Origin of the sequence: Oceanimonas sp. CAM02 (genome assembly GCF_032842915.1) — a bacterium.
Taxonomy (GTDB): domain Bacteria; phylum Pseudomonadota; class Gammaproteobacteria; order Enterobacterales; family Aeromonadaceae; genus Oceanimonas; species Oceanimonas smirnovii.
Window position 1 is genome coordinate 217,696 of sequence record NZ_JAWJBK010000004.1, and the last position, 24,940, is coordinate 242,635.

At 55.7% G+C, this 24,940-nt stretch carries 24 protein-coding genes; 13 read left to right on the plus strand and 11 right to left on the minus strand.

Features of this window, described 5'->3' with window-relative positions; all coding sequences use genetic code 11:
- Window positions 1-27: 27 nt before the first annotated feature.
- The 3 genes from R0I78_RS01395 to queF all read right to left on the minus strand — a co-directional run bounded on the left by R0I78_RS01395 (window position 28) and on the right by queF (window position 4,717).
- Window positions 28-1,515, minus strand: a complete 1,488-nt coding sequence (locus R0I78_RS01395) for a GGDEF domain-containing protein (RefSeq protein WP_317074032.1) — start codon at window positions 1,513-1,515, stop codon at window positions 28-30.
- A gap of 4 nt (window positions 1,516-1,519) precedes the next feature.
- A complete protein-coding gene (locus R0I78_RS01400) occupies window positions 1,520-3,784 on the minus strand; it encodes a tetratricopeptide repeat protein (protein ID WP_317074033.1) in 2,265 nt (754 codons plus the stop codon).
- 81 nt (window positions 3,785-3,865) lie between these two features.
- A complete protein-coding gene (queF, locus tag R0I78_RS01405) occupies window positions 3,866-4,717 on the minus strand; it encodes an NADPH-dependent 7-cyano-7-deazaguanine reductase QueF (RefSeq protein WP_317074034.1) in 852 nt (283 codons plus the stop codon).
- Between the two features lie 70 nt (window positions 4,718-4,787).
- Between queF and syd the strand changes: the two genes are divergently transcribed.
- Window positions 4,788-5,330, plus strand: coding sequence for a SecY-interacting protein (gene syd, locus R0I78_RS01410; protein WP_317074035.1), 543 nt, complete (start codon window positions 4,788-4,790; stop codon window positions 5,328-5,330).
- On the opposite strand, the gene R0I78_RS01415 is transcribed toward syd, so the two are convergent.
- From R0I78_RS01415 to R0I78_RS01435, 5 genes are all read right to left on the minus strand, one after another.
- On the minus strand, window positions 5,320-6,093 hold the full coding sequence (locus tag R0I78_RS01415) for a Zn-ribbon-containing protein (RefSeq protein WP_019933610.1): 774 nt from the start codon (window positions 6,091-6,093) through the stop codon (window positions 5,320-5,322). The two genes, syd and R0I78_RS01415, sit on opposite strands and share 11 nt — an antisense overlap.
- Entirely contained in the window at window positions 6,093-6,356 is a 264-nt protein-coding gene (locus R0I78_RS01420) for a hypothetical protein (RefSeq protein ID WP_019933611.1), read from the minus strand. The genes R0I78_RS01415 and R0I78_RS01420 overlap by 1 nt, the downstream gene beginning before the upstream one ends.
- A gap of 14 nt (window positions 6,357-6,370) precedes the next feature.
- Window positions 6,371-6,598 carry a DUF2789 domain-containing protein gene (locus R0I78_RS01425; RefSeq protein ID WP_019933612.1) on the minus strand — a complete coding sequence of 76 codons (228 nt, stop codon included), beginning with the start codon at window positions 6,596-6,598 and terminating at the stop codon, window positions 6,371-6,373.
- A 95-nt stretch (window positions 6,599-6,693) separates the two neighbouring features.
- Window positions 6,694-6,996, minus strand: coding sequence for a DUF3301 domain-containing protein (locus R0I78_RS01430; RefSeq protein WP_317074036.1), 303 nt, complete (start codon window positions 6,994-6,996; stop codon window positions 6,694-6,696).
- Window positions 6,989-8,023 carry a DUF3549 family protein gene (locus tag R0I78_RS01435; protein WP_019933614.1) on the minus strand — a complete coding sequence of 345 codons (1,035 nt, stop codon included), beginning with the start codon at window positions 8,021-8,023 and terminating at the stop codon, window positions 6,989-6,991. The genes R0I78_RS01430 and R0I78_RS01435 overlap by 8 nt, the downstream gene beginning before the upstream one ends.
- 89 nt (window positions 8,024-8,112) lie before the next feature.
- Between R0I78_RS01435 and R0I78_RS01440 the strand changes: the two genes are divergently transcribed.
- The 3 genes from R0I78_RS01440 to R0I78_RS01450 all read left to right on the plus strand — a co-directional run bounded on the left by R0I78_RS01440 (window position 8,113) and on the right by R0I78_RS01450 (window position 9,735).
- Entirely contained in the window at window positions 8,113-8,448 is a 336-nt protein-coding gene (locus R0I78_RS01440) for a YqcC family protein (RefSeq protein WP_019933615.1), read from the plus strand.
- Entirely contained in the window at window positions 8,445-9,167 is a 723-nt protein-coding gene (gene truC / locus R0I78_RS01445) for a tRNA pseudouridine(65) synthase TruC (RefSeq protein ID WP_317074037.1), read from the plus strand. The genes R0I78_RS01440 and truC overlap by 4 nt, the downstream gene beginning before the upstream one ends.
- A gap of 121 nt (window positions 9,168-9,288) precedes the next feature.
- Window positions 9,289-9,735 (plus strand): flavodoxin, encoded by a 447-nt coding sequence (locus tag R0I78_RS01450; protein WP_317074038.1) that lies wholly within the window; start codon window positions 9,289-9,291, stop codon window positions 9,733-9,735.
- 3 nt (window positions 9,736-9,738) lie between these two features.
- On the opposite strand, the gene tsaA is transcribed toward R0I78_RS01450, so the two are convergent.
- Entirely contained in the window at window positions 9,739-10,440 is a 702-nt protein-coding gene (gene tsaA, locus R0I78_RS01455; protein WP_317074039.1) for a tRNA (N6-threonylcarbamoyladenosine(37)-N6)-methyltransferase TrmO, read from the minus strand.
- Window positions 10,441-10,699: 259 nt separating this feature from the next.
- Window positions 10,700-11,071: an Rcs stress response system protein RcsF gene (gene rcsF / locus R0I78_RS01460; RefSeq protein WP_019933619.1), complete on the minus strand. Its 372-nt coding sequence runs from the start codon at window positions 11,069-11,071 to the stop codon at window positions 10,700-10,702.
- 216 nt (window positions 11,072-11,287) lie between these two features.
- Between rcsF and R0I78_RS01465 the strand changes: the two genes are divergently transcribed.
- Both R0I78_RS01465 and R0I78_RS01470 read left to right on the plus strand, forming a co-directional pair.
- On the plus strand, window positions 11,288-12,085 hold the full coding sequence (locus tag R0I78_RS01465; protein WP_019933620.1) for an undecaprenyl-diphosphate phosphatase: 798 nt from the start codon (window positions 11,288-11,290) through the stop codon (window positions 12,083-12,085).
- A 106-nt stretch (window positions 12,086-12,191) separates the two neighbouring features.
- Complete coding sequence (locus tag R0I78_RS01470; protein ID WP_317074040.1) at window positions 12,192-13,550, plus strand: MBL fold metallo-hydrolase; 1,359 nt, start codon at window positions 12,192-12,194, stop codon at window positions 13,548-13,550.
- A gap of 2 nt (window positions 13,551-13,552) precedes the next feature.
- Here the strand turns inward: R0I78_RS01470 and R0I78_RS01475 are convergent, their stop codons facing one another.
- Window positions 13,553-15,175: a methyl-accepting chemotaxis protein gene (locus R0I78_RS01475; RefSeq protein WP_317074041.1), complete on the minus strand. Its 1,623-nt coding sequence runs from the start codon at window positions 15,173-15,175 to the stop codon at window positions 13,553-13,555.
- Between the two features lie 230 nt (window positions 15,176-15,405).
- Here R0I78_RS01475 and R0I78_RS01480 point away from each other — a divergent pair, with 230 nt between their 5' ends.
- From R0I78_RS01480 to R0I78_RS01510, 7 genes are all read left to right on the plus strand, one after another.
- The gene (locus R0I78_RS01480) at window positions 15,406-17,547 is read left to right on the plus strand and encodes a type I secretion system permease/ATPase (protein WP_317074050.1); all 2,142 of its coding nucleotides are present in this window, start codon (window positions 15,406-15,408) and stop codon (window positions 17,545-17,547) included.
- Window positions 17,540-18,922: an HlyD family type I secretion periplasmic adaptor subunit gene (locus R0I78_RS01485; protein ID WP_317074042.1), complete on the plus strand. Its 1,383-nt coding sequence runs from the start codon at window positions 17,540-17,542 to the stop codon at window positions 18,920-18,922. The genes R0I78_RS01480 and R0I78_RS01485 overlap by 8 nt, the downstream gene beginning before the upstream one ends.
- A 20-nt stretch (window positions 18,923-18,942) precedes the next feature.
- Entirely contained in the window at window positions 18,943-20,247 is a 1,305-nt protein-coding gene (locus tag R0I78_RS01490) for a TolC family outer membrane protein (RefSeq protein WP_019933625.1), read from the plus strand.
- 17 nt (window positions 20,248-20,264) lie between these two features.
- Window positions 20,265-20,873: an OmpA family protein gene (locus tag R0I78_RS01495; RefSeq protein WP_317074043.1), complete on the plus strand. Its 609-nt coding sequence runs from the start codon at window positions 20,265-20,267 to the stop codon at window positions 20,871-20,873.
- Entirely contained in the window at window positions 20,870-21,553 is a 684-nt protein-coding gene (locus R0I78_RS01500) for a transglutaminase-like cysteine peptidase (protein ID WP_317074044.1), read from the plus strand. Before R0I78_RS01495 ends, R0I78_RS01500 begins: the two co-directional genes overlap by 4 nt.
- 106 nt (window positions 21,554-21,659) lie before the next feature.
- On the plus strand, window positions 21,660-23,567 hold the full coding sequence (locus tag R0I78_RS01505; RefSeq protein WP_317074045.1) for an EAL domain-containing protein: 1,908 nt from the start codon (window positions 21,660-21,662) through the stop codon (window positions 23,565-23,567).
- A 163-nt stretch (window positions 23,568-23,730) separates the two neighbouring features.
- Window positions 23,731-24,940 (plus strand): retention module-containing protein (locus R0I78_RS01510; RefSeq protein WP_317074046.1); only part of this gene is annotated, 1,210 nt, incomplete at its 3' end.

The window sequence follows — 24,940 nt, forward strand, 5'->3', positions numbered from 1 at the left end:
TTTATCCCTGAATTTTGTGTAAGCGACCTACGCAATCACCAATTGATTGCGGCCGGCATTTTTTGCCCGATAAAGGGCCTGATCGGCACGATCCAGAGCGGAGGTAGTGGTATCACCGGCCTGCAGCAGGGTAGCTCCAACAGATGCAGTGATGGTAACGCGCTCTTTTTTAAAACGAAATGGTATGCTTTCAATTTTCTTGAGTAGTTGCTGCAAAGGCCGGTGCAGTAATTTTGGATCTACATTCAGCATTAAAATAACAAATTCTTCTCCGCCAAAGCGGGCAACAAAGTCGCTTTCTCTCATGCTTTCCCGCAATGTGCGGGCAATCAGCCGCAGGGCCTTGTCGCCGGCTAGGTGACCATATCTGTCGTTAATGTGTTTGAAGTGATCAATATCCAGTAAAACAATGGCCAGCGGACGTTGTGTTTGTTTCCAGCGTTCAAAATCAATGCTCAGCCGCTCGTCCAGCGCCGCACGGTTATAAATTTGGGTCAGACTGTCTATCATCAGTTTTTCATTCTGGCTGAGCAGTCGTTGCTGATAATCACAGGCTTGTTTTTTAAGTTCACTCACCTGACTTTCCAGCGAGCTCAGCCGGGCCACCAGAGCAGACTCCCGCTGCTGCAGTTGCTGATGCTGACCGATAATATTCTTCAGGCCCTGAATACGACTGACAATAGATAAAGCCAGCTGTGCCTGAGGCTCGTTGGATAAATGAACATTAATGGCATTCAGCTCACTGGCCAGGGCGGCATCCTGAGACTGACGATCCTGAATCAGTGCCTTGCCTTCGGTCACCGAGTCACTGCACTGATTATGTATATTTTGCAGATCGTCATTCAGCAGTGCCAAAAACCGGGCGGAGTGCCGGCGTTCGTTACGGTTGCCCTCAATAATCAGTTCAATCAGGCGCAGGCACTGGGCTGGCAGGGCTTTGTGATCATGCTGTGTCAGCAGCTGCTGCTGAATGGCGTGAATCTCGTTGCCTATCTCACCGTGGTAATCCAGCTCATCAATCAGTTGCAGCAGACGCTGGCACAGCTCATGCTGCGTACTTTGCTGCTCCCGGGAAAGGGTCAGGGCCTGCTGATAACACTCCAGCAAAGGCTGAAGGTAATATAGCGGACTGCCTTTATTTTCCAGCTGATGAATAATGCCGGTCAGTTGTTCACTGATAAACGGGCTGTCCTGCAGATAACATGCCGCCTGCAACAACTGCTCCCGGGTTGTTTGCTGTTGTTGGCGCTGTTGCTGAGCATGCCGTTTCAGCCGGGCCAGCTGCTGGCGCAGCATATCTGCCAGATCGTCTGAAGGCTCGGCCGCAGGCTTATTGATATCGGCATGATTGCCAAACAGCTTTTGCCACTGCAGCAGCAAGCCGAGACCGGAATCCTGGGCGGCCAGTGCTTCAGCATCCGGGGCTTCTTGCTGCAGACTGTTGCACAGGGTTTCCAGCGCGGTAATGGCAGAGGTCAGATCCTGCAATATGCTGTGGTCATTATTTCTCATCATAAGCCTATACAGCGCCCCTTGAATCTTCTGATGGTAATGCGGGTTGCAGTGCTTGCCAGTTAATTTGTTGCTTTTTATGTGAGCTGTTCACTTTTACCAGCCCTTTCATAATACCCTGAATGCAGCAGCTGCGTATGTCTCCGGTGAAAAAAGCCGCCTGCTGACAGTCTACCGCTACCAGCTCCACCCAGGCCGGCTCACCGGTGCTGTGAGCCAGTTCACGGGCGGCGGCCAGGGCCAGATAAAGCACATCACCCAGGCGTAAGTCGTCCAGTGCATTGGGGGCCTTGGGTAAAAACGGATGGCCGATAATGCCGGTATAAATCTGTCTGTCCAGCTCAAACTCACAGGGAAACTCGGCAAACATGCGTTCCAGGGCCGTGAGAATAGGAGCCAGCTCGGCGACTTCTTTTTGTGGAATGGCATAAATAAACTGGCCGTCACGCAAGTCATACAGCCGGGCTCTGGGGTGCAGCCGGCCTCGCAGATATTCCCCCAGCTGCAGCTGGATCTGACTGGCGGCAGCCAGTCCCACCCGTTCCCGCAGATTGCTCATAAAGGGCACCTGCAGCAGCATGTAGTAAATTTTGTCATCAAAGGGGCGAGCCTGCTCTTCACTTAGATACCACTGCTCCGAACGTTGCTGCTGGCGTGCCATTTCCTGAGGCAGGCGCTGCATCAGTTGCCGCCAGTTAGGCAGGCCGGTCGCGGGCTCAACCAGCAGTAACTGTTGCAAATCCTGGTTTTGCTGCCACAGCCGGCGGCTGCGAATATGGTTTCTCAGCAAACCATAAAGCAGCAGTGGTGACAGCAAACTCAGCCCGGCGGCCAGCAGCGCAAAGCGCTCTCTGTCCTGCTGCAGTTTTTCACTCCTGCGGCCCAGCTCACTCAGCTCACGTTCTTGTTGCAGCTGTTGTTCGTTATCCTGCACCAGGCTCTGGGTCAGCAGCCGGTTAACCGTGGTGGCCCGTTTAAAATAGGCATGCAGGGCTTTTTGATGGGTAAGGGCGGCAGCCATATTGCCGCTTTGCTCAAACAACCTGGACAGCCAGCGGTGGCTTTCCATCAGCCGCAGCACATCATCCAGCTGTTCGGCTGTCGCTTTGGCCCGTTCCAGGTGCAGCAAGGCAACGCCATATTCATGTTGTGCCAGATACATTTTGCCCAGTTGTATCAGTGTATCTGTCTGGCGGGGCAAATCGTCGGTATGCTCAAAACCACTGCGGGCCAGATTAAGGTAATGCCGTGCTTCCTTAGTATTGCCCAGGTCGGAATAAGACTGGCCCAGTTCCAGATAAAGCTGCGCCATCAGCTTGGCGTCACCCTGAATTTTCACCAAATCCAGTGCATTAAAAAAATACACCAGTGCCAGGTTGGCATCATCTCCGGCCCGGGTTACGCGGCCCAGATTAATGAGTGAGCTTATCAGCAGCGGGCTGTTGCCCAGCTGTTCAAACTCGGTGGTAGACTGGTTGGCAAACTGCAGCGCCTTGTCATTCTGGCCAAGAGCAGCATAAATGGCGGCCGTTTTTTTGGCAGCCAGCGCCTTAACGTAAAACTGGCGACGATCGCCCAGCACATCCAGTGTTTCCAGAAAGTGAGACAGGGCCAGCTCATCCTGTTGCAGCTGCAGATAATAATCACCGAGCAAAAAGTTGGCCCAGGACTGGCGCAGCATATCGTCCTGCTGCAGGGCCTGCAGCCGCACCTGCTCATACAGCTGGCGGGCTTCATCGTAGCGGTGCCGGTGCATCAGCACAGTGGCCTGCAGTAATTGCAGATCGCCAATAAGGCCGTCACCGGCCGGCAGGCTGACACTTTTCGCTTCATCCAGCAGTGACTGAGCCTGCGCAGTATGATCCGTGGCCAGCGCCAGCTTGGTTTTGATCAGCAGCGCCGTTACCAGCGCATCGGGCTGACGCTGCTGCCGGGCCAGCGCAATGGCCTTGTTGATGCTGGCATCGGCGGTCAGCAGTTGACCATCATTGGCCTGACACAAGGCCTGCAGCTGCCAGGCAGTAAAGGTCTGGCCGCGGGTACGGTAGCGCTTGGCCTGCTCCAGCTTGTCCAGCTCCTGGCGTGAGTTGAACATGGATGCGGGCCTGGCTTCTTTTCGCTGCAAAAAGAAATGGGTGAGTGCCACACATTCGCCGGGGCGGCTCAGCATCAGTCGCCGGGCCCGCTGCAGTTCAGCGGGCTCGGGCTGGTAAGAAGACAGTGGCGGAGCACCCGCCAGATGTGACACCAGAACGGCGACAGACAGAATCACAATAATCGTACCGAAAAAACCGGGCCAGTGGCGCAGTTTACGAAGCCCGCCGGCCCGCGTCCAGCATTCCGGACTCAATGCTTACTGGCGCAGCAGGCGCACATTGGCTGCCTTGCCGGCCACATTACTGCGATAGGGGTTAATATCCAGACCACCCCGGCGGGTATAACGCGCATATACCGTCAGCTCGGAGGGTTTGCAGTGCGTCATAATGTCCATAAAAATACGTTCCACACACTGCTCGTGAAATTCATTATGCTGGCGAAAACCCACCAGATAGCGCAGCAGGGCATCTTCGCGAATGCGTGGGCCCTGATAGCGGATCATCACGCTGCCCCAGTCCGGCTGGCCGGTGACCAGGCAGTTGGACTTAAGTAAATGAGAGTGCAGCGTCTCGCAGGTTTCTTCCGTGTCGGTGGCATTGGCCAGCAGCTCGGGCACCGGCTGATAGTGCTGTATGTCTATATCGAGCTGATCAATGCAGTGGCCGGGTAAACGGCCAAACTGGGCCGGAGCGACATGAAGCTCGTAGAGTTTGACCGTGACCTTGCCATCAGCACAGGCCGACAGATCACGGGCCAGCGTCTCTTCCACTGCTGTCATGCTTTCAAAGCGGCTCTGATTAAAGCTGTTCAGATACAGCTTGAACGACTTGGACTCAATCAGGTTGGTACTGGTGGCCGGTACCCGCACCTCTCCCATGGCGACTACCGGCTTGCCTCTGGCATTCAGCCACGACAGCTCATACAAATTCCATAAATCTTCACCGGAAAAAGGCAGAGCACCAGCCTGCAGCTGCAAGTCATCCCGGTTCAGGCTGCGCGGCACCGCCTGCAGCTGAGCAGGATCATACTCGCTTACATAGCTGCTCTGCTTGCCCAGGGCCAGATCCGCCAAAGATTCACTCTGTTGATATTTTTGCTCAGGTGTCATTTCAATTTCCGGTTGGTAATATGGGGCTTTAAATTTGTATACATTGTTCACCGCATTGTGAGGGTTTGCCATGCAGAATCAAGTGGTGCCGGCGCTGGCCGCTCTGTTTGAACATTATCAGCGTTGTTATGGTCAGCCGCTGGCTGAGCATGATGCCAGCGAACCCTCTCCGGCCGAGCAGTTGCCCGCGCATCAGGGTAAGGTAGCCTGGCACCCTTATGTCCGGCCCGAACCCGGTCATTTTAATAATGTTGGCCATGCACTTAACCTTACCGTGCATCCGTCATTAGCCGCCTTGTTCGGCCATTATTACGCCGGACATTTACCCTTGTGTTACAAGGGGCTGTTTATCACCCTGCTGCAGCCCTGGAATGAAGCTGATTTTGAGCGCCTGCAGCAAAACCAGATTGGCCATCAGCTTATGCAGCAAAAATTAACGCTGCCCGCCACTTGGTTTATTGCCACCTGCCGCGACGAACACCGGCTGGTTACCCTCGACAACACCACCGGAGCTGTGTTGCTGGAACGCCTTGGCAAGGGCACCATCGGCACCCTGGCCCCGAATCTCGCCACTTTCTTGCAACGGGCTGAGCCGGTGGGTCCTACGATTTAAAATCCCACGATAAATTCGATACCAGCCGGCAGGGCTCGCAGAAGAAATCAAAAATATCGTGCAGCGGGGTGTCAAGGTGCCAGTCACCGCCGCAGCCGGGGCAAGGGCGGGTTTGCTCGCTGGCCAGGCTGTCGCCGCCCACGCGATACAAATAATAAAACGTGGGCACCCTGGTTAAAAACTCAATGCGCTTGGCCAGATCCCGGCCACGGCGGCTGAGCAGGCTGGCGGGGGATGAAATTTCTTCCACCGCACCGTGCTCCAGAATGGAGCCGTTCATCTGCAGCTGATCACAGGCTTCCCAGTCTTCCTGCCATTTCAGCACCTGCTTGAAATCGCCATTGGCCACCGGCGGAATACGATAAAGCGGAATGGGCGCAAAATGCTCACCACAGCGCAGCGGTGAGCAGGTATGTAAATAACTGGTATACAGCACTTGCCACTCGGGGGAGTGGATCTCATCGGTGGTGTCCGAGTTTAAATCCGGCCCCCGTGACGTGACCTTGGGGCTGGTAAGACCGGCCCGGTGCAGCTGCTCAATGGCAAGCTCCACCTGGCGGCTGTAATTATCCGGGTGCAGGCTGTTTTGCTCCGGGCATACTACCCGGCTGGTCAGCCAGCCCTGATGAATAACAGTGGGAAATTCCCGGCCAATGATCTGGCCGTTGTAACGCAGGGCGTCCAGCAGCTGGCGAATGGCCTGCTCGGCGTCGGCCAGTTGGGTGTCCTGGTAGCAGTCAAACTGCAGCTCACATACCCACATCAGGTATTACCCTCAAGCCTGGCCAGCCGGGCTTCAAGCTGGCGCACTTTTTCTTCCAGAGCTGTCAGCCTGTCGGGCTCACTGGTAATGGGCTCCGGTGCGGTTTCCGGCAACGACTCCGGTGCCGTGCGATAGCGGTTTACCAGGCTAATGAGTTCCGCCATATTAACCGGGCCCGACAAGCGGGCCCGCACTGTGGCAGTGGTGACCGCCTTGCCTTCAGTGGCCAGGCGGTGAATAACTTCTATGATGTCTTGCGACATGACAACTCCGCTTATTACCTCAGACTTACATTCAGCTGATCAATCACTTCAGCCCAGTCGGAGTCTTGCTGCAGGCCTTCTTTTAAAAATGCCGCCTGAGCCGGACTCCAGAAAGGCGCATTCACCAGCTCAATCTCGTCCGGTAACTTATGTTGCTGCAAAAAATGCTCAATGCCCTGATGAGAGGCATCCAGCCCCAGCTGTTCAAACAACTCACTGAACGGATGAATCATATGTTCCATATTTTTCTCCTTTTTTGGCTGTCAGTTTTTCAATGACCACCACATTATCAGGCACCAGACTGAGTCTCCAATCAACACCGCTGAAAGCTGACAGCTTACAGCTCTCCAAAGGAGTCTTCTCTTAGCACCGGCACCGAGACGTCAACCACCTGCACGCCGGCAAGCCACACATCACCTTCATTATGCTGCACACCATCGTGGCTGAATTCAAAACGAAAATGAGCCAGCAACCGGCCCTTGCGCATACAAAACCGATAGCGATACACGCTCAGCAGCTGAAACTGCTGGCGCTTGCAGTAATGCACCAGCCAGCGGTTGGCAAACTCGCTCTGGCGGCGCATTTGCCACACCACGGCACCCAGCACAAACAGTGCCAGCAGGCCAAGCAGCTCAACCACGGCTGGCTGCAAACAAATTGCCAAACGCCTGTTTTAGTGGAGCAGGCAACTCCGGATTATGCAAATTGGCCAGGATCAGCGGGCGCAGGGCGGGCACCGACACCAGCTCGGCAAACAGACCGTTAAATAAATCGCCATGGTGCTCTGCCAGCAAAGTCAAATACTGCAAGAGCAGTGTTTCGTCGGTCAGCTCCTGCCACAGGCGGGCGGCCAGCGCAAGCAACACCGGCTGGCCAGGATTTAGCGACATCAGGCTGGACAGCTTGGCACTGCGCGCCCTGAACGGCGCACAGCCGGCGGTGGCCCGCAGCAGCAGTGCAATGCGCTCTTCATCGGGCTCGCCACGCTCCTGCTCGGCACTGATGGCGGTAATAATGTTATTGGCCAGCGCCGCCGGCAGCGGATGATGCTCGCACTGGGTCAGCAGCGCCTGCTGCACCGGAGCCGGCAATTGCCACAGCTGCTGTTGCACCCGCCGGGCCAGCGCATCGTCCTTATGCAGCCGCGCTGCCACATCGGCCAGGCCCTGCAGGCCAAGCTGTTGCCAGTTGTGCCTGGCGGGCGCATTCAAATAATCTACCGCACCCTGATAAAACGCCGACGGCGCATGCTCCAGAGCCAAGCTCAGACGGGCATGAAACGCCGCCAGTTTGTCTTGTGGCGGCTGAAAGGTAAACGGCGTGTCAGCCAGGTTTTGCTGCTGCTCCTCGGTCAGCGGCGCATGAATGTCGCCGCCCAGCTGCTCCACCAGTGCGGCCAGAAAATGCTTCACTGCGGCATTGTTAAACAGGCCACGTTCATCCAGCGGAATTTTTAAAAACCACACATAAGGCTGGCCGCCCTGCTGCTGCCAATAGCACACCGCCAGCCAGGCATGGCGCTGCAGCGGCCAGGGATAAGGGCGCTGGCCGGCCTCAATGGCGGCAAAGTCACTGTGCGCCAACGGCTGCAGGCGGCGTCCCAGGTCAAACAATCTGAATTCGGTGCCGGCCTGGGTTAAAAAATCGCTGAGAGTGTCTATTTGCATCTGAATTCTCCTGTCTGCAGCGGCGAATTATAGGGAGTGGCAGCACAGGATGGTATAATAGCGGGCTGTTTTAAAGAAGGAGTTACCCCATGTCGGCTGCGGTTCATCAGTTGTTGCTCAGCATAGAAGACGAGCTGAAAGCCCTTGAATGGTGGCAGTGTGAGCCGCCTGCGGTCTCGGCACTGCAAAGCACCCAGCCCTTTTGCCTGGATACCTTAAGCCTGCCCCAATGGCTGCAATTTGTGCTGCTGCCCAGGTTGCATCAGATGCTGCAAGCCGGCCAGCCGTTGCCCAACCGCATTGCGGTGTATCCCATGGCCACCGAATGTTTTAAGGGAGTAGATGAAAACCCGGCCCGGCTGCTGGAGGTGATTGCTCAGCTCGACGAAGCCTTAACCGGCTTGCCGGTGGAGCGCGAGGCATGAGCATTGAGCTGATTTATGAAGACGACTGGCTGGTGGCGGTAAACAAAGAGCCGGGCCTGCTGGTGCACCGCAGCTGGCTGGATCGCCATGAAACCCGCTTTGCCATGCAGCTTACCCGTGATGCCGTGGGCTGCCATGTGTTTCCGGTGCACCGGCTGGACAGGCCTACTTCTGGCGTGCTGCTGTTTGCCAAAAACGCCGAAGTGGCGCGCACGCTTACCGAGGCCTTTGGCAGCCGGGCAATCAGCAAAACCTATCTGGCAGTGGTGCGCGGCTACCTGGAAGGCGAAGGCCGGCTCGACTATGCCCTTACCCGGGAGCTGGACGACATCGCCGACAAATTTGCCGATGCCGACAAGCCGCCACAAGACGCCATTACCCACTGGCAGGGCCTGGCCAAAGTGGAGCTGCCCTTTGCCGTATCCAAAAAACACCCCACCAGTCGCTACAGCCTGATGCAGCTCAGCCCCGAAACCGGCCGCAAACATCAGCTGCGTCGGCACATGGCCCATTTGCGCCACCCCATCGTCGGTGACACCAGTCATGGCGACGGCCGCCACAACCGCTTTTTTCGGGAGCAATATCAGTGCGACCGGCTCATGCTGCACGCCGCCGGTTTACGCCTTAGCCACCCGGTAACCGGCAAACCATTACACATTACCGCCGCCCCCGACCAGCACTGGCAGCGCCTGGCCACCGAGTTTGGCTGGAGCCTGTAGGCCCGAATTTTTCGGGCGAACCGTGCCGCATGTTGTGCCATTTGCCCAATGAATTGGGGCCTACAAATAAACCCATGGCCGTGGCATAGTGCACTGATAACTAACAACAAGGAGTGCGCTCATGGCAACAGTGGATATTATTATCGGAACGGTTTACGGCTCGGCGGTGTTGGTGGCAGAAACCCTGGAAGAAGAGCTGATAAAAGCCGGCCACACGGTAACGCTGCACGAAGAGCCAGCGCTGGCCGAACTCGACCAGTCTCACTTCTGGCTGTTTGTTACCTCTACCACCGGGCAAGGTGATCTGCCCCCGGATCTGGTGCCCTTTTATCAGGAGCTGCGCGACACCTGTCCGCCTATCCCGAATGTGCGTTATGCCCTGGTGGCGCTGGGCGACAGCAGCTATGAGCACTTTTGCGGTGCCGGCGAACGGCTGAACGAGCAACTGCAAGAACTGCAGGCACAGGAAGTTACCGAGCACCTTAAAGTAGACGCCTCAGATACTCTGGAGCCGGAAGTGCCCGCATTGGCATGGCTTAAAGGCTGGATGGAAAAAGGAATATTGTAGGGCTTACACAGGCTCGATGGCCAACACCCGGGTAAGCTGGCCCAGCACTTCATAACGTACGTTGTAATCGTATAAACGCACGCCATATTGCCGCCAGCTCTGCTCGGCTTTTTTATAGGCCGGGCGGGGATCCTGCACTAATACTTCGGTAATAAATTCTTGCAACTCGGGCACAGCTGAGCGGGCACATGCCAACTCAGCGTCCGGTGAAAAAATCACCTCCATACCCAAATCCGGCGGAGCCGGTGCAAAGCCGCCGTGCGCACCGGGCACGGCATCGGCCCAGGGTAAATAGGGCTTAATATCTACCACGGGCGTGCCGTCTACCAGATCTACCCCGCCCAGCTCCAGCCACACTTTGTTACCGCTTTTGCACATGTCGCGCAGCTCCACCACCGACAGCCCCAGCGGATTGGGCCGAAAGGTAGAGCGGGTAGAAAACACGCCCACCCGTTCATTACCGCCAAGGCGGGGAGGGCGCACCGTGGGCTTCCAGCCTTGCTCCATGGTCTGATGAAACACAAACACCAGCCACAAATGGCTGAACTCGCCCAGGCCTCTGAATGCACTGGGGTCATTATAGGGCGGCAGCATCTCAAGCTGAGCGCGAGCACGGCTTACCAGCCCCGGCTGGCGCGGCACCGCAAACTTCTCTTTATATGGCGAGCGAATCACGCCGATGGGGTCGAGGTTAATGGTGGTCATAAATCCTCAAAAAGACAGCTGTAAGCTTTAAGCTATCAGCTGTAAGTGGTAGAGATTGTAGGCGCCACTTTAGTTGGCGCATACCGTCGGTGACGGTAACTCAGGCCTGCTTTGCAGGCCCTGCCGGCTAAAGCGGCAGCTACAAAACACGTGCAAAAACGCAGTCATTCCGGCGAAGGCCGGAATCCATGCCACAAACAGTGCCAGGCCAACAAACACACCACAGCATCTCCAGCCAACACCACTTACAGCTGACAGCTTACAGCTCGCTCACTTTAAGCGCCTGGCCGCTGCACAGCACCTGCTCAATGCAGCCGGGCATATCGTCAAAGCGAATGCAGCTGTCCAGCAGTACGCCATTGGCCCCCATATCGGCGGCGCGGCGGCGCAGGTGGGCGCGGGCGTCAGCATCTTTGGGGGGCGGCTCGTTAGCCTCAATCTGGCAGGCCTCACCTTCCACCGTGCCCAGAGTCACATAGTTCACATCTTTCAGCTCATCACGGCCATACAGCTTAACGTTATTACCCTTGTAATAATCCTTAATGCCGGAAGGCGACACATTGCTGTCTACCGCCATATTGGCACAGCCAGACAACGCCAAAGCAACCACAGCCAAAGCAATAACACGCATGACAAATCCTTAATATCAGAATGAGTTAGATCTATTCTGCCTGAGCCGGCGGCTCGCGCAAAGCAGCAAAGTGCTGCTGAATACCCATAACCTAATCAGGAGCCTGTTTAACGGATGTTGTGTCAGTTAACATTTTCTCTTCTGATGCACTCAAGTTGTCATTATTTGGTGGTAATTTCATGGTCTTGTGATCGTTACCTTACGGGAAGAGTAACTGTGGAGATTCACGCGATTTTTTTGGCTCTGATCCAGGGTTTTACTGAGTTTTTGCCTGTTTCCAGCTCGGCGCATCTGATACTGCCGTCTGTGTTGCTGGACTGGCAGGATCAGGGCATGGCGTTTGATGTGGCGGTGCACCTGGGCAGCTTGCTGGCGGTGGTGTATTACTTTCGGGTTGAGGTAAACGCCATGGCACGCGCCTGGTTTGGGTCGTTGCGCGGTGGCCAGCGCACGGCTGAGTCGCAGCTGGCCTGGGGCATTGTGCTGGCTACCATTCCGGCCTGTGTGGTGGGGCTGTTGTTTGGTGATGCCATAGCGCTTTATTTGCGCAGCGGCTGGGTAATTGCCGCGACCACTGTGGTGTTTGGTCTTTTGCTGTGGTGGGCCGATAAAGTGGCCAAACAGCATAGAACAGAATATGAAGCCGGCTGGCGCGGTGCTTTGTTTCTGGGGTGTGCTCAGGCGCTGGCATTGGTGCCGGGCACATCGCGCAGTGGCATTACCATGACCGCCGGGTTAATGCTGGGCTTTACCCGTGAGGCAGCAGCGCGCTATTCGTTTTTAATGTCCATTCCCATTATTTTTCTGGCGGGCAGCCATCAGGCCGGTGGTTTGCTGGGCTCGGCGTCTGTTATGCCCTGGTCGGCCATTGGCATTGGTACTATGGTGTCATTTGTGAGTGCGCTGGCGTGCATCAAGCTGTTTCTGGCGTTGCTTAACCGCATTGGTGTGCTGCCATTTGTTATTTATCGTCTGGTGCTGGGTTGTGTGCTGGTGGCCGTGCTTAGTGTGTAGGGCCGGGCGGTGAGGATTCCCCATTCCCTGCTTCCTATTCCCTCAGTGGTTGCATGCGATGCCGCTGCCGGACATAAAGTCCGGCCTGTATGGGAGAGATGGTAAAATGGATATTATTCATCACGGGGCGGTGAGCGGCGTTACCGGCTCTTGCCATGAGTTGCGCGTGAATGATGCGGGCATTTTAATTGATTGCGGGCTGTTTCAGGGACTGGATGCGCGAGATGAGCTGGCCATTGATTTTGCTATTGATCATATCAAGGCGCTGGTGGTGACTCATGTGCATATAGACCACGTTGGTCGTTTGCCTTATTTGCTGGGGGCGGGCTTTGAAGGGCCCATTTATTGCTCGCAGCCGTCGGCGTTGTTGTTGCCGGCCATGCTGGAAGACGCGCTGAAAATTGGTTTTACCCGTAATAAAAAGCTGATTGATCGGGTGCTTAAGGTGCTGGAGCAGCGCTTGCGGCCGTTGCCTTATGGCCAGTGGCAGCAAATTAAAGGCTGTGATGTGCGCATTCGGCTGCAGCGGGCGGGGCATATTCTGGGCTCGGCCTATGTGGAATGTGAGGCCGCCGGCGAGCGGGTGGTGTTCAGTGGTGATTTGGGTGCGCCCCATTCGCCGCTGCTGGTGGCTCCGGTGCCGCCCGAGCGGTGCGACGTGCTGGTGCTGGAAAGCACTTATGGCGATAAAAACCATGAAAGCCGTGAACACCGCCGTCTGCGGTTAAAAGCAGCGGTAGAGCATGCGCTGGAAGACGGCGGCACCTTGCTTATTCCGGCGTTCAGCCTGGGGCGCACGCAAGATTTGCTGTATGAGCTGGAAAGCCTGATTGCCGAGTTTGGCACCGAGCAGGCGGCACCGGGCTTGCCCTGGAGCGAACTGGAAGTGGTGGTGGACTCCCCCCTGGCGGCCAACTTTACTCAGCTTTATCGCAAGCTCAAGCCATTCTGGAATGAGGAAGCACAAGCGCGCCTGAGTGAGGGCCGGCATCCGTTGTCGTTTGAGCAGTTAACCGTGATTAACTCCCATGGCGATCATTTAAATGCAGTGGGTTATCTGGCACGTTCGCACAAGCCCTGTGTGGTGCTGGCGGGCTCGGGCATGTGCTCAGGCGGGCGGGTAGTGAATTATTTAAAGGCGCTGCTCAATGATGCCCGCAACGATGTGTTGTTTGTGGGTTATCAGGCAGAAGGCACACCGGGGCGGGATATTCTGGAATATGGCCCCGATGGTGGCTGGGTGGAGCTGGATGGCGAGCGGTTTGATATTTGCGCTCAGGTGCATCAGATAAGTGGTTATTCGGCTCATGCCGGCCAGGATGATTTAATTGCCTTTGCCACCGGCATTCATCCGCCGCCACGGCAGATCAGGTTGATCCACGGCGAAGCGGAAGCGAAAGCGGTGTTGCAGGCAAGGCTGGGGGAGTTGCTGCCGGGAACAGAGGTGGTTGTTCCCGGCCCATAAATCTAAACTCTGAATCTGGTTACCAGCTGGTGCAGGTGCTCTGCCAGGCGGGCCAGGTCGGTGCTGGACACATTGGTCTGGTGGGCACCGGCGGAGGTTTGCACTGACAAATCGCGAATGTTTACCAGGTTGCGGTCTACTTCCCGCGAGACCGAGGCCTGCTCTTCGGCGGCACTGGCAATCGTCTGGTTTTGTTCGCTTATTTGCATAATGGCGTCGGTGATGAGCGTGAGTGCTTCACCGGCTTCCTGGGCTACCTGACGGGTTTGCACGCTGCGCTCTGTGCTGATGTGAATGGCGTTGACGGTGTCGTTGGTTTCGTTCTGAATAGCATGCATCATGCTTTCAATTTCCTTGGTCGACTCCTGAGTGCGGTGTGCCAGTGCCCGCACTTCGTCGGCTACCACCGCAAAGCCACGGCCTGATTCACCGGCGCGTGCGGCTTCAATGGCGGCATTCAGGGCCAGCAGGTTGGTTTGCTCGGCAATGCCACGGATCACATCCAGCACTGAGCCTATTTCCCGCACCCGGTTGGCCAGGTTTTCAACACCCTGGCGGGTATGCACAATTTCCTGCTCCAGCTCGTTGACGGTGTTAATGGTATGCATCACCTTGGTTTGACCAATGCGCGCCTTTTCGTCGGCAGTATCGGAGTTTTGCGAGGTGGCGGCAGCATTGCGGGCCACTTCTTCTACCGCTGAGGTCATCTCGTTCACGGCGGTGGCGGCCTGCTCCAGCTCGTCACTTTGCTGTTGCAGGGTGCGGGTAGACTGGTCAGTGACTACGCTCAGCTGCTCGGCAGTAGAAGCCAGCTGAGTGGACGAGTCGTTAATGTCGAGAATGGTGTCTTTCAGCTGCTGCTGCATGGCGGCCAGGGCGCGAATCATATCACCGGCTTCGTCTTTGGCATTGTCGCTGAACTGAGTGGTCAGGTTACCCGAGGCAATGGTTTCGCTTACTTCCACTGCCTTGCGAATGGGCAGCAGCAGGCTGCGGCTGAACAACAGTGCCAGTGTGATTACCAGTGCCAGTGCGACCATCATGGCAATGATCATGGCAGTAACAGAGAACTCTATGGTGCTGTTGGCTTCTTCGGAAGACTCGGCAGCGCGGCGCTGATGGTAGTCGGCAATGTCGCTGAGCGCGGTGCTTACCGCAATGCCCAGCTCGTTAAAACCCTGATGACGAAACTGATCGGCCTGGGCCAGCTGGTTGCGTTCAATCATGGCAATAAGCTGACGGTGGCGTTGATCATACGCTGCTTTGGCATTTTCCAGCCGGGTTTGCAGCGCTTTGCCTTCGTCTGTGGTTAAGAAACTCTGCATGATTTGCAGTTCATTATTAAATTCGCTACCCAGCTGTTCAAGGCGGGTCAGTGCCTGGCGGCGGCTTTGGTCACTTTGCGGGTAGATAGCATTGACAGTGTACAGCCGGATCAGCAAAAAATCCTGGCGCAGCTTGCCGACGTTGTTGGCGGCAGGAATACGTTTGTAGGTGAGCCCGGAAACCAGGTTGTCGATGTTCTTGAGCTGAAAAATGGCCATTAACCCTACTATCAGGGTGATGAGACCGAGGGTGCCAAAGGCGATGGCAGAGCGGGGAGCTATTTTTATTGTTCGTAGCATACAGCGTTCCTTGTCTTTGCAGCTGCGCAAAAAATCAGCCGCAGATTAAACTCGTTTCCGATGTCTGATGCAACAAGACTCACTGTTTACATGCTTCGCACTGCGCCAGATTGAATAGCACTATCGGCGCTGGAAGTATTTTCTTGAATCTGAATGTTTAATTTTTCACCGGTTGTTCATTATTTCACTAGACTTAGCATCAGACGTTAACACATGGAGCGGTTATGGGTATGCAGGATGCAAACTCGGCCGGGTGTTCGCTGTTGCAGAGCCTGGTGTTCCTTACCCGTTATTATGGCCAGCCCTGTCAGGGGGAAGCGCTGAGCAGCGGTTTACCTTTGGTTAATGGCCGACTTACCCCTGTGCTGCTTTTGCGGGCAGCAGAGCGCGCCGGCTTTTCCTGCCGTTTTGATACCTCTTCAGTGGATGATATTTCCGATTTGCTGCTGCCCTGCATTTTGTTGCTGCAGCAGGGTGATGCCTGTGTGCTGCTGGAACGCGACGCCGAACGGGGCTGCCGGGTGATGCTGCCTCATACCGGTGAGGGAGAGCAGTGGCTGGCACCAGAAAAACTGGCTGAACACTACAGCGGCCGGCTGATTTTACTGAAGCCCAGATTCCGGTTTGATGAACGTTCACCGCAAAATCTGGATCATGATCATGGTCATTGGTTCTGGAGCACATTGCGCCGTTCTTCGTCCATTTATCGTGATGTGCTGGTGGGCTCTTTGCTCATCAACCTGTTTGCACTGGTGACGCCGTTATTCACCATGAATGTTTACGACAAAATTGTGCCCAACCTGGCGTTTGATTCTTTGTGGGTGCTGGCTACTGGTGCGGCCGTGGTGTTTGTGTTTGATTTTATTATGCGCCTGCTGCGCAGCCACTTTATTGATGTGGCTGGCAAAAAGGCCGATGTGCTGCTGTCGGCCCGGATTTTTGCCAAGGTAATGGGCATGCGCATGGAGGCGAGGCCGCCTTCTACCGGGGCCTTTGCCCGGCATTTGCAGGAATTTGAAGCCATTCGGGAGTTTTTAACCTCGGCCACGGTGGCGGCGCTGGTGGATATTCCCTTTGCGCTGTTGTTTTTGTTCATTATCTGGGTGTTTGCCGGGCACATGGTGTGGGTGCCGCTGGGGGCCATGGTGTTGTTATTGGTGGTCAGTCTGCTGGTGCAGCGGCCTCTGCGCCACAGCATTGAGGAAGGTTCGCGGCTGGCCTCGCAGAAAAACGCCAACCTGGTGGAAGGCATTGCCGGCCTTGAAACCATTAAGCTGTTTGGCGCTCAGGGGGCGTTTCAGCACCGCTGGGAGCAGGCGGTCAGTCACATGGCCAGCTGGGGCATGAAAACCCGCCGGCTGACTAATGGCGTGTCTGTGCTGGCGAATGTCACCCAGCAGGTGACCACCATCAGTCTGATCGTGCTGGGGGTGTATTTGATTGCCGCCGGTGAACTCTCCATGGGCGGCCTGATTGCCGCCGTTATGCTGGGCAGCCGTGCTATTGCGCCCATGGTGCAGCTGTCGGTGCTGTCTACCCGTTATAACCATGCCCGCTCGGCCATGGATATTCTGGAAACCGTTATGGCCGCGCCCGATGAGCAGGAAGAGGGCCGGCGTTTTGTACATCATCCTAAAGTCACCGGCGACATTGTGTTTGACGGTGTGAGTTTCTGTTATCCGGGCTCACAGCTGAAAGTGCTTAATAATGTCAATTTGCATATTCGTGCGGGTGAAAAGGTGGCCATTATCGGTCGAATTGGCTCGGGAAAAACCACTCTGGAGCGGCTGGTAGCAGGCCTTTACCGGCCTACCGAGGGCACCATTCGCATCGACGGGATTAATATTGAACAGCTGCAGCCTGCCACCTTAAGAAGCAACCTGGGCGTGGTGCCGCAAGATGTCACTTTGTTTTATGGCACCCTGCGCGACAATATTGTGATTGCCAATCCGCTTGCCGATGAACAGGCAGTGCTGAAAGCTGCCGAGCGTGCGGGCGTGACCTTGTTTTCTCATCAAGACTCCGATGGTCTGGACCGCCAGGTGGGTGAAGGCGGCCGGTTGCTTTCCGGCGGCCAGCGCCAGGCGGTGGCCATTGCCCGTGCATGGCTGAATAACCCCGCCATTATGATGATGGATGAGCCTACCTCCAATATGGATAACCGCTCCGAGCTGCATGTGCGCGAGCAGCTCAAGCAGCTGAGCCGGCATCAGACCCTGCTGCTGGTAACTCACCGAACCTCCATGCTGGATGTGGCAGACCGCCTGATTGTACTGGAGCAGGGCCGGGTAGTGGCCAACGGCCCCAAGGCTCAGGTGCTGGCGCAGCTGCAGGCCAGCACCGCCACTGTGCCGGAGGCAAGCCATGGCTAAGCATCCAAGCCCCGAGCAGCTGGAATATACCAGCGATACCGCCGCTGCCATTTTGCTGAACACGCCCAAAGGTGCCCGAGCACTGCTGTGGTGCATGCTGGCGTTTGTGCTGGCGGCACTGGTATGGGCCCGATTTGCCTGGCTGGAAGAAGTGACCTCGGGTAACGGTACTGTCATTCCGTCCAGCCAGCTGCAGGTGGTGTCTAACCTGGAAGGGGGCATAGTGCGCGAGCTGTATGTGCGCGAGGGCCAGCAGGTAGAAAAAGGGCAGCCACTGTTGTTGATTGATGACACCCGCTTCAAGTCGGACTTGCGCGAGCGGGAGCAGGAAATTGCCGCCCTCCAGGGGGATGTGCTGCGGCTGCAGGCCCAGGTGAACTCGGTGGTGGTGCAGGAAAACCCTGATTTGGGCTGGCGTGAGCAGGTGCAGGTGAACCCGGCACCGCTGAATTTTGCGGATGAATTTGTGGCGCAATATGCCGAGCAGCCAGCCATTCAGCGCTCACTGTATAACGAGCGGCTCGATTATGTGCGTAACCAGTTGTCCATTATCGGTAACCAGATAAGCCAGCGTGAGCAGGAAATAGTGGAAACCAATTCTCGTGTCAACACCCTGCGCCGTGGTGTGGGGCTGGCGGCCCGCGAAGTCAACATGAGCCGGCCGCTGGCGCGGGAAGGCATAGTTCCGCAAGTGGAAATTCTGCGGCTGGAGCGACAGCTTAATGAGCTGCAGGGTGAATTGAGCTCTGCCCGGTTATTACTGCCAAAGCTTGAAGCCACGCTGCGCGAAACCATTTTTAAGCGAAAGGAAGTGGCTTTGAGTTTTCGTTCTGAGTCTCAGCAGGAGCTGAGTGAGCGGCGCAGCCGGCTGGCGCAGTTAAGGGAGGGGGAAGTGGGCCTGCAAGACAGGGTTACCCGTACCTCTGTGCTGTCTCCGGTAAAAGGCACGGTAAAAACCCTGAGTGTGAATACCGTGGGCGGGGTGGTGCAGCCCGGCGTGAGTCTGGTGGAGATAGTGCCGCTGGAAGATACCCTGCTGGTAGAGGCTCGCATTGAACCCAGAGACATTGGCTTTTTGCGGCCGGGGCTTGAGGCCATGGTTAAGTTTACGGCCTACGACTTTACCATTTACGGTGGCCTGGTGGGTGAGGTGGAAAAAATCAGTGCCGACTCCATTCAGGACAAAGACGGCAATACCTTTTTCCTGGCTACCATTCGAACACGAGAGAGTTATCTGGGCAGCGAGCAGGCACCGCTTCGGATTATTCCGGGAATGCAGGCGGGGGTAGACATTATTACCGGTAAAAAAACGGTACTGGACTATTTGCTCAAACCCATTTTACGAGCAAAGCAGGGTGCTTTGCGTGAGCGATAGCAAGAAAGGGAGTATCAGCAATGAAAAAATCGGCAATTGCAGTGCTGGTGGGAGCCATGGTGGTGCTGCCTGCCTATGGGCAAACACTGGAAGAAGCGGTAACCCAAACGCTAATGACCCACCCCAAGGTGAAAGAAGCTTTTCATCTTTATCAGTCCCGGCAATATGACAATGACGAAGCGTTTGCCGGCTATTTACCCAAGCTCGATGCCAGTGCCGGCATCGGATATGAATATACCGACAGCCCGGGTGTGCGCGATGGCGATCCCAGGGCCGACAAAACCTTAACCCGTAAAGAGGCCGGGTTATCGCTCCGGCAAATGTTGTTTGACGGCTTTAAAACGTCCAGCAACGTACACCGCACTCAGGCTGAAGCCGACGCTCAGCGTTATGCTCTGCTCTCAGATGCAGAGAATATTGCGCTGCGGGTAGCGGAAGTGTACCTGAATGTGTTGCGCCAGAGTGAAGTGGTGGAGCTGTCGCAGCGTAACCTGGCCACTCATGAGCAGATATTGTCGGATATTCAGCGGCGCACCAGCTCGGGTGTGGGCTCTACGGCGGATCTTAACCAGATTAACGGCCGGGTGGCGCGGGCTTATTCCAATATGACCGCCGCCGAGAACAACCTGCGTGATGCTCAGAGCCAGTTTATGGCGCTGGTGAATGAAATGCCCGGCGATTTACGCCAGCCGTCTCCTGACGACAACTTTGTGCCGGCCACCCTGGACGATGCTCTGGCCATGGCCAAGGAGCAGCATCCTACGCTGAAGTCGGCGGTGTATGACATAGAGGCCGCTCATCAGCAGCACAGAGACGCCAAGTCAGGCTTTTATCCCAAGGTGAATATTGAGCTGGACAGCAACTGGAACGACGACATAGACGGTGTGCGTGGCCACAATAATGATTTCACCGCCATGGTGCGCATGCGCTACAACCTGTTTAACGGTGGTGCCGATGTAGCCCGCAGCCGCTCTACGTCTGCTCTTGAGATGCAGGCCAAAGACATTCATATGAATGCTCACCGGCAGGTAGACGAAGGAATGCGTCTGGCCTGGGCGGCTTATGAGTCTTTGGGGCGGCAGAAAGACTTTTTGCGCCAGCATGTGGAGTCAAGCTACGACACGGTAGATGCCTACAAGAAGCAGTTCTCACTGGGAGATCGTACCTTGCTGGATGTGCTTAACACCGAAAACGAGTTGTTTGAGGCGCGGCGCTCTTATATTAATGCCGAGTATGATCAGCTGCTTGCGGAATACCGAATTATGAATGCGTCGGGTCAGTTGCTTGATGCATTGCGCTTTACGCAACCCGAGCAGTGGCAGTAACAATAAGGAGAAAAACAATGAAAACATGGATTTTGCTGGCTTTAGTGCTGCCGCTGGCAGCCTGTTCATCATTAACTGCCGAGCCCGAGCCCGAGCAGGAGACAACCCCTGCCTATGATCTGACCGATATGGACAGAGACGGCGTGATTACCGCCCGGGATAACTGTCTCGACTCGGTAATGAATGCGTTAACAGATAACGACGGCTGTGGTGGCAGTGAAAACCGGGTGCTGCAGCAAGACATTATTGTGCTGTTTGCCCACGACAGGTCGAACATTACGCCTGAATATCAGAATGAGATTAATCAGATGGCGGCGTTTATGACCGAGAATCCCGGGCTGAAGCTGCTACTGGAAGGTCATGCCAGCCGGGTGGGTACCGAGGAATACAACCTGGCACTGTCTAAACGCCGGGCCGAAACGGTGCGCGATGCCTTAATGCAGCAGGGGGTGGCCGGCAACCGGCTCGACATTATCGGCTATGGCGAAAGTAAGCCGGTATTAATGGGAGAGAATGAGCAGTCGGCCGCTGCCAACCGCCGGGTAGTGGGGGCATTAACCAATATGACCGAGGCGGATCAGTTACGCTGGAATGTATACAGCATGGAGCCGTCATCTGAGCAATGAGGCCGATTTATCACCGGCTTTGCGGGCTGGCGCTGCTGGGCGCTTTGCTTGGCGTGCCAGCCTGGTCATTGGATGAACAAGACAGCAACATGCGCGCTGCGGTGCAGAGTGTATATGGGCCCGTGGCCGCAGGCCGGCTGGCGCAGTGGCGCAGTCTGATACGTGAGGGACAAAATGCGGGCTGGAATGAGCAGGAGACTATTTCACGGGTGAACGCTTTTTTTAACCGGCTGGCATTTGTTGATGATATTAAGCTGTGGTCCCAAAACGATTACTGGGCCACGCCCATGGAATTTATTGGTGCCGGTGGCGGTGACTGTGAAGATTTTAGCCTGGCCAAGTATTTTTCGTTGCGTGAGCTGGGCGTGCCTGATGAAAAACTCAGGCTGGTTTATGTCAAGGCGCTGGAGCTTAACCAGTTTCATATGGTGGTGGCCTATTATCCTACTCCGGCTTCGGTGCCGTTGATTCTGGATAATTTAAAGCCGAACATTTTGCCGGCCACCAGGCGGGGTGATCTGGCACCGGTTTATAGTTTTAACGGTGAACACTTATGGTTAATGAAAGAGCGTGGCCGGGGTGAGCTGGCCGGAGATTCGTCTCGCTTGTCGTTGTGGAATGAGGTACGCCACCGGCTTGATCGCACTCAGTTGCGTCGTCCGGCGATGAACCTGAACTAATGGAATCCATTCGGCAGCCAAATAAGTCTCCCCGTGGTGGCGTTCATCATGTAGTGGGCTCTGGTCTTGACCGGAGTGACGAATTTGTCAAAAGGAACTGACCAATATGACGCTGTACCGGCAACTTTTGATCACCATGCTGCTGCTGTTTACGCTGCTGTTTGTGTCGGCCTATGCAGTGCAGTTCAGCTCCACCCGTAATTATCTGGCTCAGCAACAGGAGTTTATGGTGATTAACACCGCAACATCGCTGGGGCTGGCGCTGACTCCCTATCTTGAAAGTGAAGATCAGCTGGGGGCCGAGTCGGTAATTAATGCCATGTTTGATGGTGGCTATTACCGCACCATTAAGCTGCGCTTGCTGGCATCCGATATGACCATTAGCCGAGAAAACACGGCACCGCCACAGCAGGTGCCGGCCTGGTTTGCCGGTTTGAATTTGTTTGAAGGAGGTGAGCACAGCGCCGTGCTGACGTCCGGCTGGATGCAGTTGGGTGAGCTTTATGTGCAGGGCCATACCGGGCATGCTTATTTTCAGCTGTGGCAGGGCATGAGCCGCCTGCTGACATGGTTTGCCATTAGTTTTGCGATGGTGGGAGTGCTGTTAATGATGGCGCTGCGGCATTTGCTCAGACCGCTGTATGATATTGAACAGCAGGCTAAAGAAATAGAGCAGCAACATTTTGGCAAGCCCATTGAATTGCCTTTAACCCGTGAGCTCAGGCAGGTAGTGCAGGCCATTAATCATATGTCTGCCAGGCTGGAGGTGCAGTTTGAAGAGCAGGCAGAAGAGGCCGAGCGGCTGCGCAAGCGTACGTTTCTGGACCATGTTTCCGGTGTTGGAAACCGTGCCTGGTTAACCACACAAAGCCAAAGCTGGCTGAGTGATAACCGCGGTGGCGCACTGATGCTGATATCGGCCAATGTGCTGAACCTGCTTTATAAGGAAGAGGGCTTTGAAGCACGGGACCAGATGGTGCGGGTGATCAGTAATCACTTACGCCAGCTGTGCCGCGACGCCGGAGAGCATGTGCTGGCGCGTATTTCCGCTACTGAGTTTGCCGTGCTGCTGAGCGAGACGGACCCGGCTTTGCTGCAGCAACTGGGTGATTCCATTAACCGGCACATTGCCGAGCTGGTAAAAGATTCGGGTGATGCGCGCGAACTGTCTTTGGTGGGGGCAGTGCTGGTGCAGCCCGGCGATGATCTTGGCCATTTACTGACCCGGGCCGATCATGTACTGAACCGGGCCCGGAATGAAAAAACCGGCGTCATGATAGAGTCATACCATCAGCGTGAGCGGCTGGGACGACTGCAGTGGAAAACCCTGGTGGAACAGGCGCTCGATAACAATAGTTTTGAACTGAATGCTCAGGCGGTGATGACCCTTGCCGGAGAGCCTTGCCATGATGAAGTGTTTATAAGCATTCGCCATCAGGATGTGGTTTACAGTGCTGATCATTTTGTGCCGGTTGCTGAGCAGTTTGAGCTGGCAGAGCGGCTGGATTTGCATATGGTGACCTGTGTGTTGCGTACTCTTGAGACGCATCCTGAACTGACACTGGCTGTGAATATAACTCGTCAGAGCTGCCATCAGCCCGGTTTTTGGCGCAAGCTGGAGCAAATTCTGGCGCGTTATGAGCCGGTGCGAAACCGGCTGTTGCTGGAGCTGCCTGAAAGTGCGCTTGCCATGGGCTGGGAGCGATTAATGACGCCGCTTGCCGGGTTAAAGGTGAAATGGGGAATAGACCACTTTGGCCGCCATTTTGATTTGCTGGTGCATCTGGGCAAACTCAGGCCGGCCTATGTAAAGCTGGATCATGGTTACACCAGCCAGGCACAGCAGCCTGATTATAACGACGCCTTTCTGGCCGCCGTGTGCCGCGCGGCACACGGCATGGGAGCGCTGACGATTGCGACCCGGGTAGAAACCGCGGAACAGGTGGCACGCCTGAAAAGCCTGCACATAGATGCCTATCAGGGCTTTATAAGTCCGCCGGCCCGGCTTTTGTAGGAAACTCATTGGTGTTATTCCAGCCTGTTGCCGGAACGGATGTAACGTTCGTTTTTATAGAAAGAACACCCCCTGAATAGCCCTGTATGCGGCGAAATTTTGCGCAGGATCCTTTCATGAAGCAGCCCTAATCTTAATATAAAGATACAAAGGGGCTGAAAACATGGACACCACTCGCATTGAAAGCGCTATTCAAATTACCAGTTTAACAGGTCAGGCATTTGTTATTGCCAGAGACGGCACGGTTTCTCCGGTCACGCCCGGCCAAATATTACCGGCAGGCAGTGTGCTGTTAACTGACGAAAATTCCGGCATTGTGTACTCGCAGGTATCCGCAGACACCACTACTGATCAGGCGCAGTCAGAAGCACCCGCCCCGGAGCCGGCAGAAGAGCTGGAAGCCATTCAGGCAGCCATTTTGGCTGGTCTTGATCCTACCGAACTGTTTGAGGCTACCGCTGCCGGCGCTCCCGCACCGGCCGCCGGGCCGGCAACGGCTGATGGCAGTGGTAATGCCGGGTTTGTGGTAGTGGGCCGAACTGGTGACGCTCTGCTGGCTCAGGCTGGTTTTGATACTGCCTTTGCGCCTGAAGCATTTGCTACTGTGCTGGACGAGCTGCCCCGGCTACTTGATGAAAACAGCATTCCTGAACTTGACATTAACTATAATCCGCCGTTAACGCCGTCTGATCTTCCTCCTGAATTTCCTGATCTTGCCGGTGGTAATTTTGCCTGGGTAGACGAAGGTGCTTTGGATGCTGGCAGCCGTGCTGGTTCTGATAATGAATCGGCAAGCGGTACTTTGATTATAAATACCGGTGGTGATGCCCTGGCACTGGTAGAAGTGCAGGATGCTGATGGCAACTGGATTGATATTACCAATGGCGGCACAGTGCCAACAGAATATGGCACCATTGTATTTGATGAAAATTATAACTGGTCCTACAGCGTTACTGATCCTCAGACGCACAATGACACCAATGCTGTATTTGACGGCGACCGTCTGTCTGAGGTTATTCCGGTACGTATTACCGATGACGACGGTGAACAAGCCACCGGCAATATTAATATTGAAGTGCTTGATGATGGCCCGGATGCCCGCAACGACAGCAACAGTGTCACCGAAGGGGACACCCTGACGGTGCTTGCCGCAGACGGCGTGCTGGATAACGACACGGCCGGGGCCGATAACTGGGCCAGCGGCGGGGCTGTGGTGGGAGTAGTGGCCGGGGCCAGCGGCAGTGCCGCGGCCAATGCCAGCGTGGGCAACACGGTGGCGGGCAGCTACGGTGCGCTGACCCTGAACGCCAATGGCAGCTACACCTATGTGGCCACGGCGGATGCCATCAGCGCCGATGCCCAGGACGTGTTCA

Excerpts from the sequence above, each read along its gene's own strand:
- R0I78_RS01395 (WP_317074032.1), bottom strand. The coding sequence starts at position 1,515 with ATGATGAGAAATAATGACCACAGCATATTGCAGGATCTGACCTCTGCC.
- R0I78_RS01415 (WP_019933610.1), bottom strand. The coding sequence starts at position 6,093 with ATGTGGGTATGTGAGCTGCAGTTTGACTGCTACCAGGACACCCAACTG.
- R0I78_RS01420 (WP_019933611.1), bottom strand. The coding sequence starts at position 6,356 with ATGTCGCAAGACATCATAGAAGTTATTCACCGCCTGGCCACTGAAGGC.
- R0I78_RS01490 (WP_019933625.1), top strand. The coding sequence starts at position 18,943 with ATGAAAAAATCGGCAATTGCAGTGCTGGTGGGAGCCATGGTGGTGCTG.
- R0I78_RS01495 (WP_317074043.1), top strand. The coding sequence starts at position 20,265 with ATGAAAACATGGATTTTGCTGGCTTTAGTGCTGCCGCTGGCAGCCTGT.
- R0I78_RS01480 (WP_317074050.1), top strand. The coding sequence starts at position 15,406 with ATGCAGGATGCAAACTCGGCCGGGTGTTCGCTGTTGCAGAGCCTGGTG.
- R0I78_RS01440 (WP_019933615.1), top strand. The coding sequence starts at position 8,113 with ATGTCGGCTGCGGTTCATCAGTTGTTGCTCAGCATAGAAGACGAGCTG.
- R0I78_RS01505 (WP_317074045.1), top strand. The coding sequence starts at position 21,660 with ATGACGCTGTACCGGCAACTTTTGATCACCATGCTGCTGCTGTTTACG.
- rcsF (WP_019933619.1), bottom strand. The coding sequence starts at position 11,071 with ATGCGTGTTATTGCTTTGGCTGTGGTTGCTTTGGCGTTGTCTGGCTGT.
- truC (WP_317074037.1), top strand. The coding sequence starts at position 8,445 with ATGAGCATTGAGCTGATTTATGAAGACGACTGGCTGGTGGCGGTAAAC.
- queF (WP_317074034.1), bottom strand. The coding sequence starts at position 4,717 with ATGACACCTGAGCAAAAATATCAACAGAGTGAATCTTTGGCGGATCTG.
- tsaA (WP_317074039.1), bottom strand. The coding sequence starts at position 10,440 with ATGACCACCATTAACCTCGACCCCATCGGCGTGATTCGCTCGCCATAT.
- R0I78_RS01485 (WP_317074042.1), top strand. The coding sequence starts at position 17,540 with ATGGCTAAGCATCCAAGCCCCGAGCAGCTGGAATATACCAGCGATACC.
- R0I78_RS01435 (WP_019933614.1), bottom strand. The coding sequence starts at position 8,023 with ATGCAAATAGACACTCTCAGCGATTTTTTAACCCAGGCCGGCACCGAA.
- R0I78_RS01425 (WP_019933612.1), bottom strand. The coding sequence starts at position 6,598 with ATGGAACATATGATTCATCCGTTCAGTGAGTTGTTTGAACAGCTGGGG.
- R0I78_RS01500 (WP_317074044.1), top strand. The coding sequence starts at position 20,870 with ATGAGGCCGATTTATCACCGGCTTTGCGGGCTGGCGCTGCTGGGCGCT.
- R0I78_RS01475 (WP_317074041.1), bottom strand. The coding sequence starts at position 15,175 with ATGCTACGAACAATAAAAATAGCTCCCCGCTCTGCCATCGCCTTTGGC.
- syd (WP_317074035.1), top strand. The coding sequence starts at position 4,788 with ATGCAGAATCAAGTGGTGCCGGCGCTGGCCGCTCTGTTTGAACATTAT.
- R0I78_RS01470 (WP_317074040.1), top strand. The coding sequence starts at position 12,192 with ATGGATATTATTCATCACGGGGCGGTGAGCGGCGTTACCGGCTCTTGC.
- R0I78_RS01450 (WP_317074038.1), top strand. The coding sequence starts at position 9,289 with ATGGCAACAGTGGATATTATTATCGGAACGGTTTACGGCTCGGCGGTG.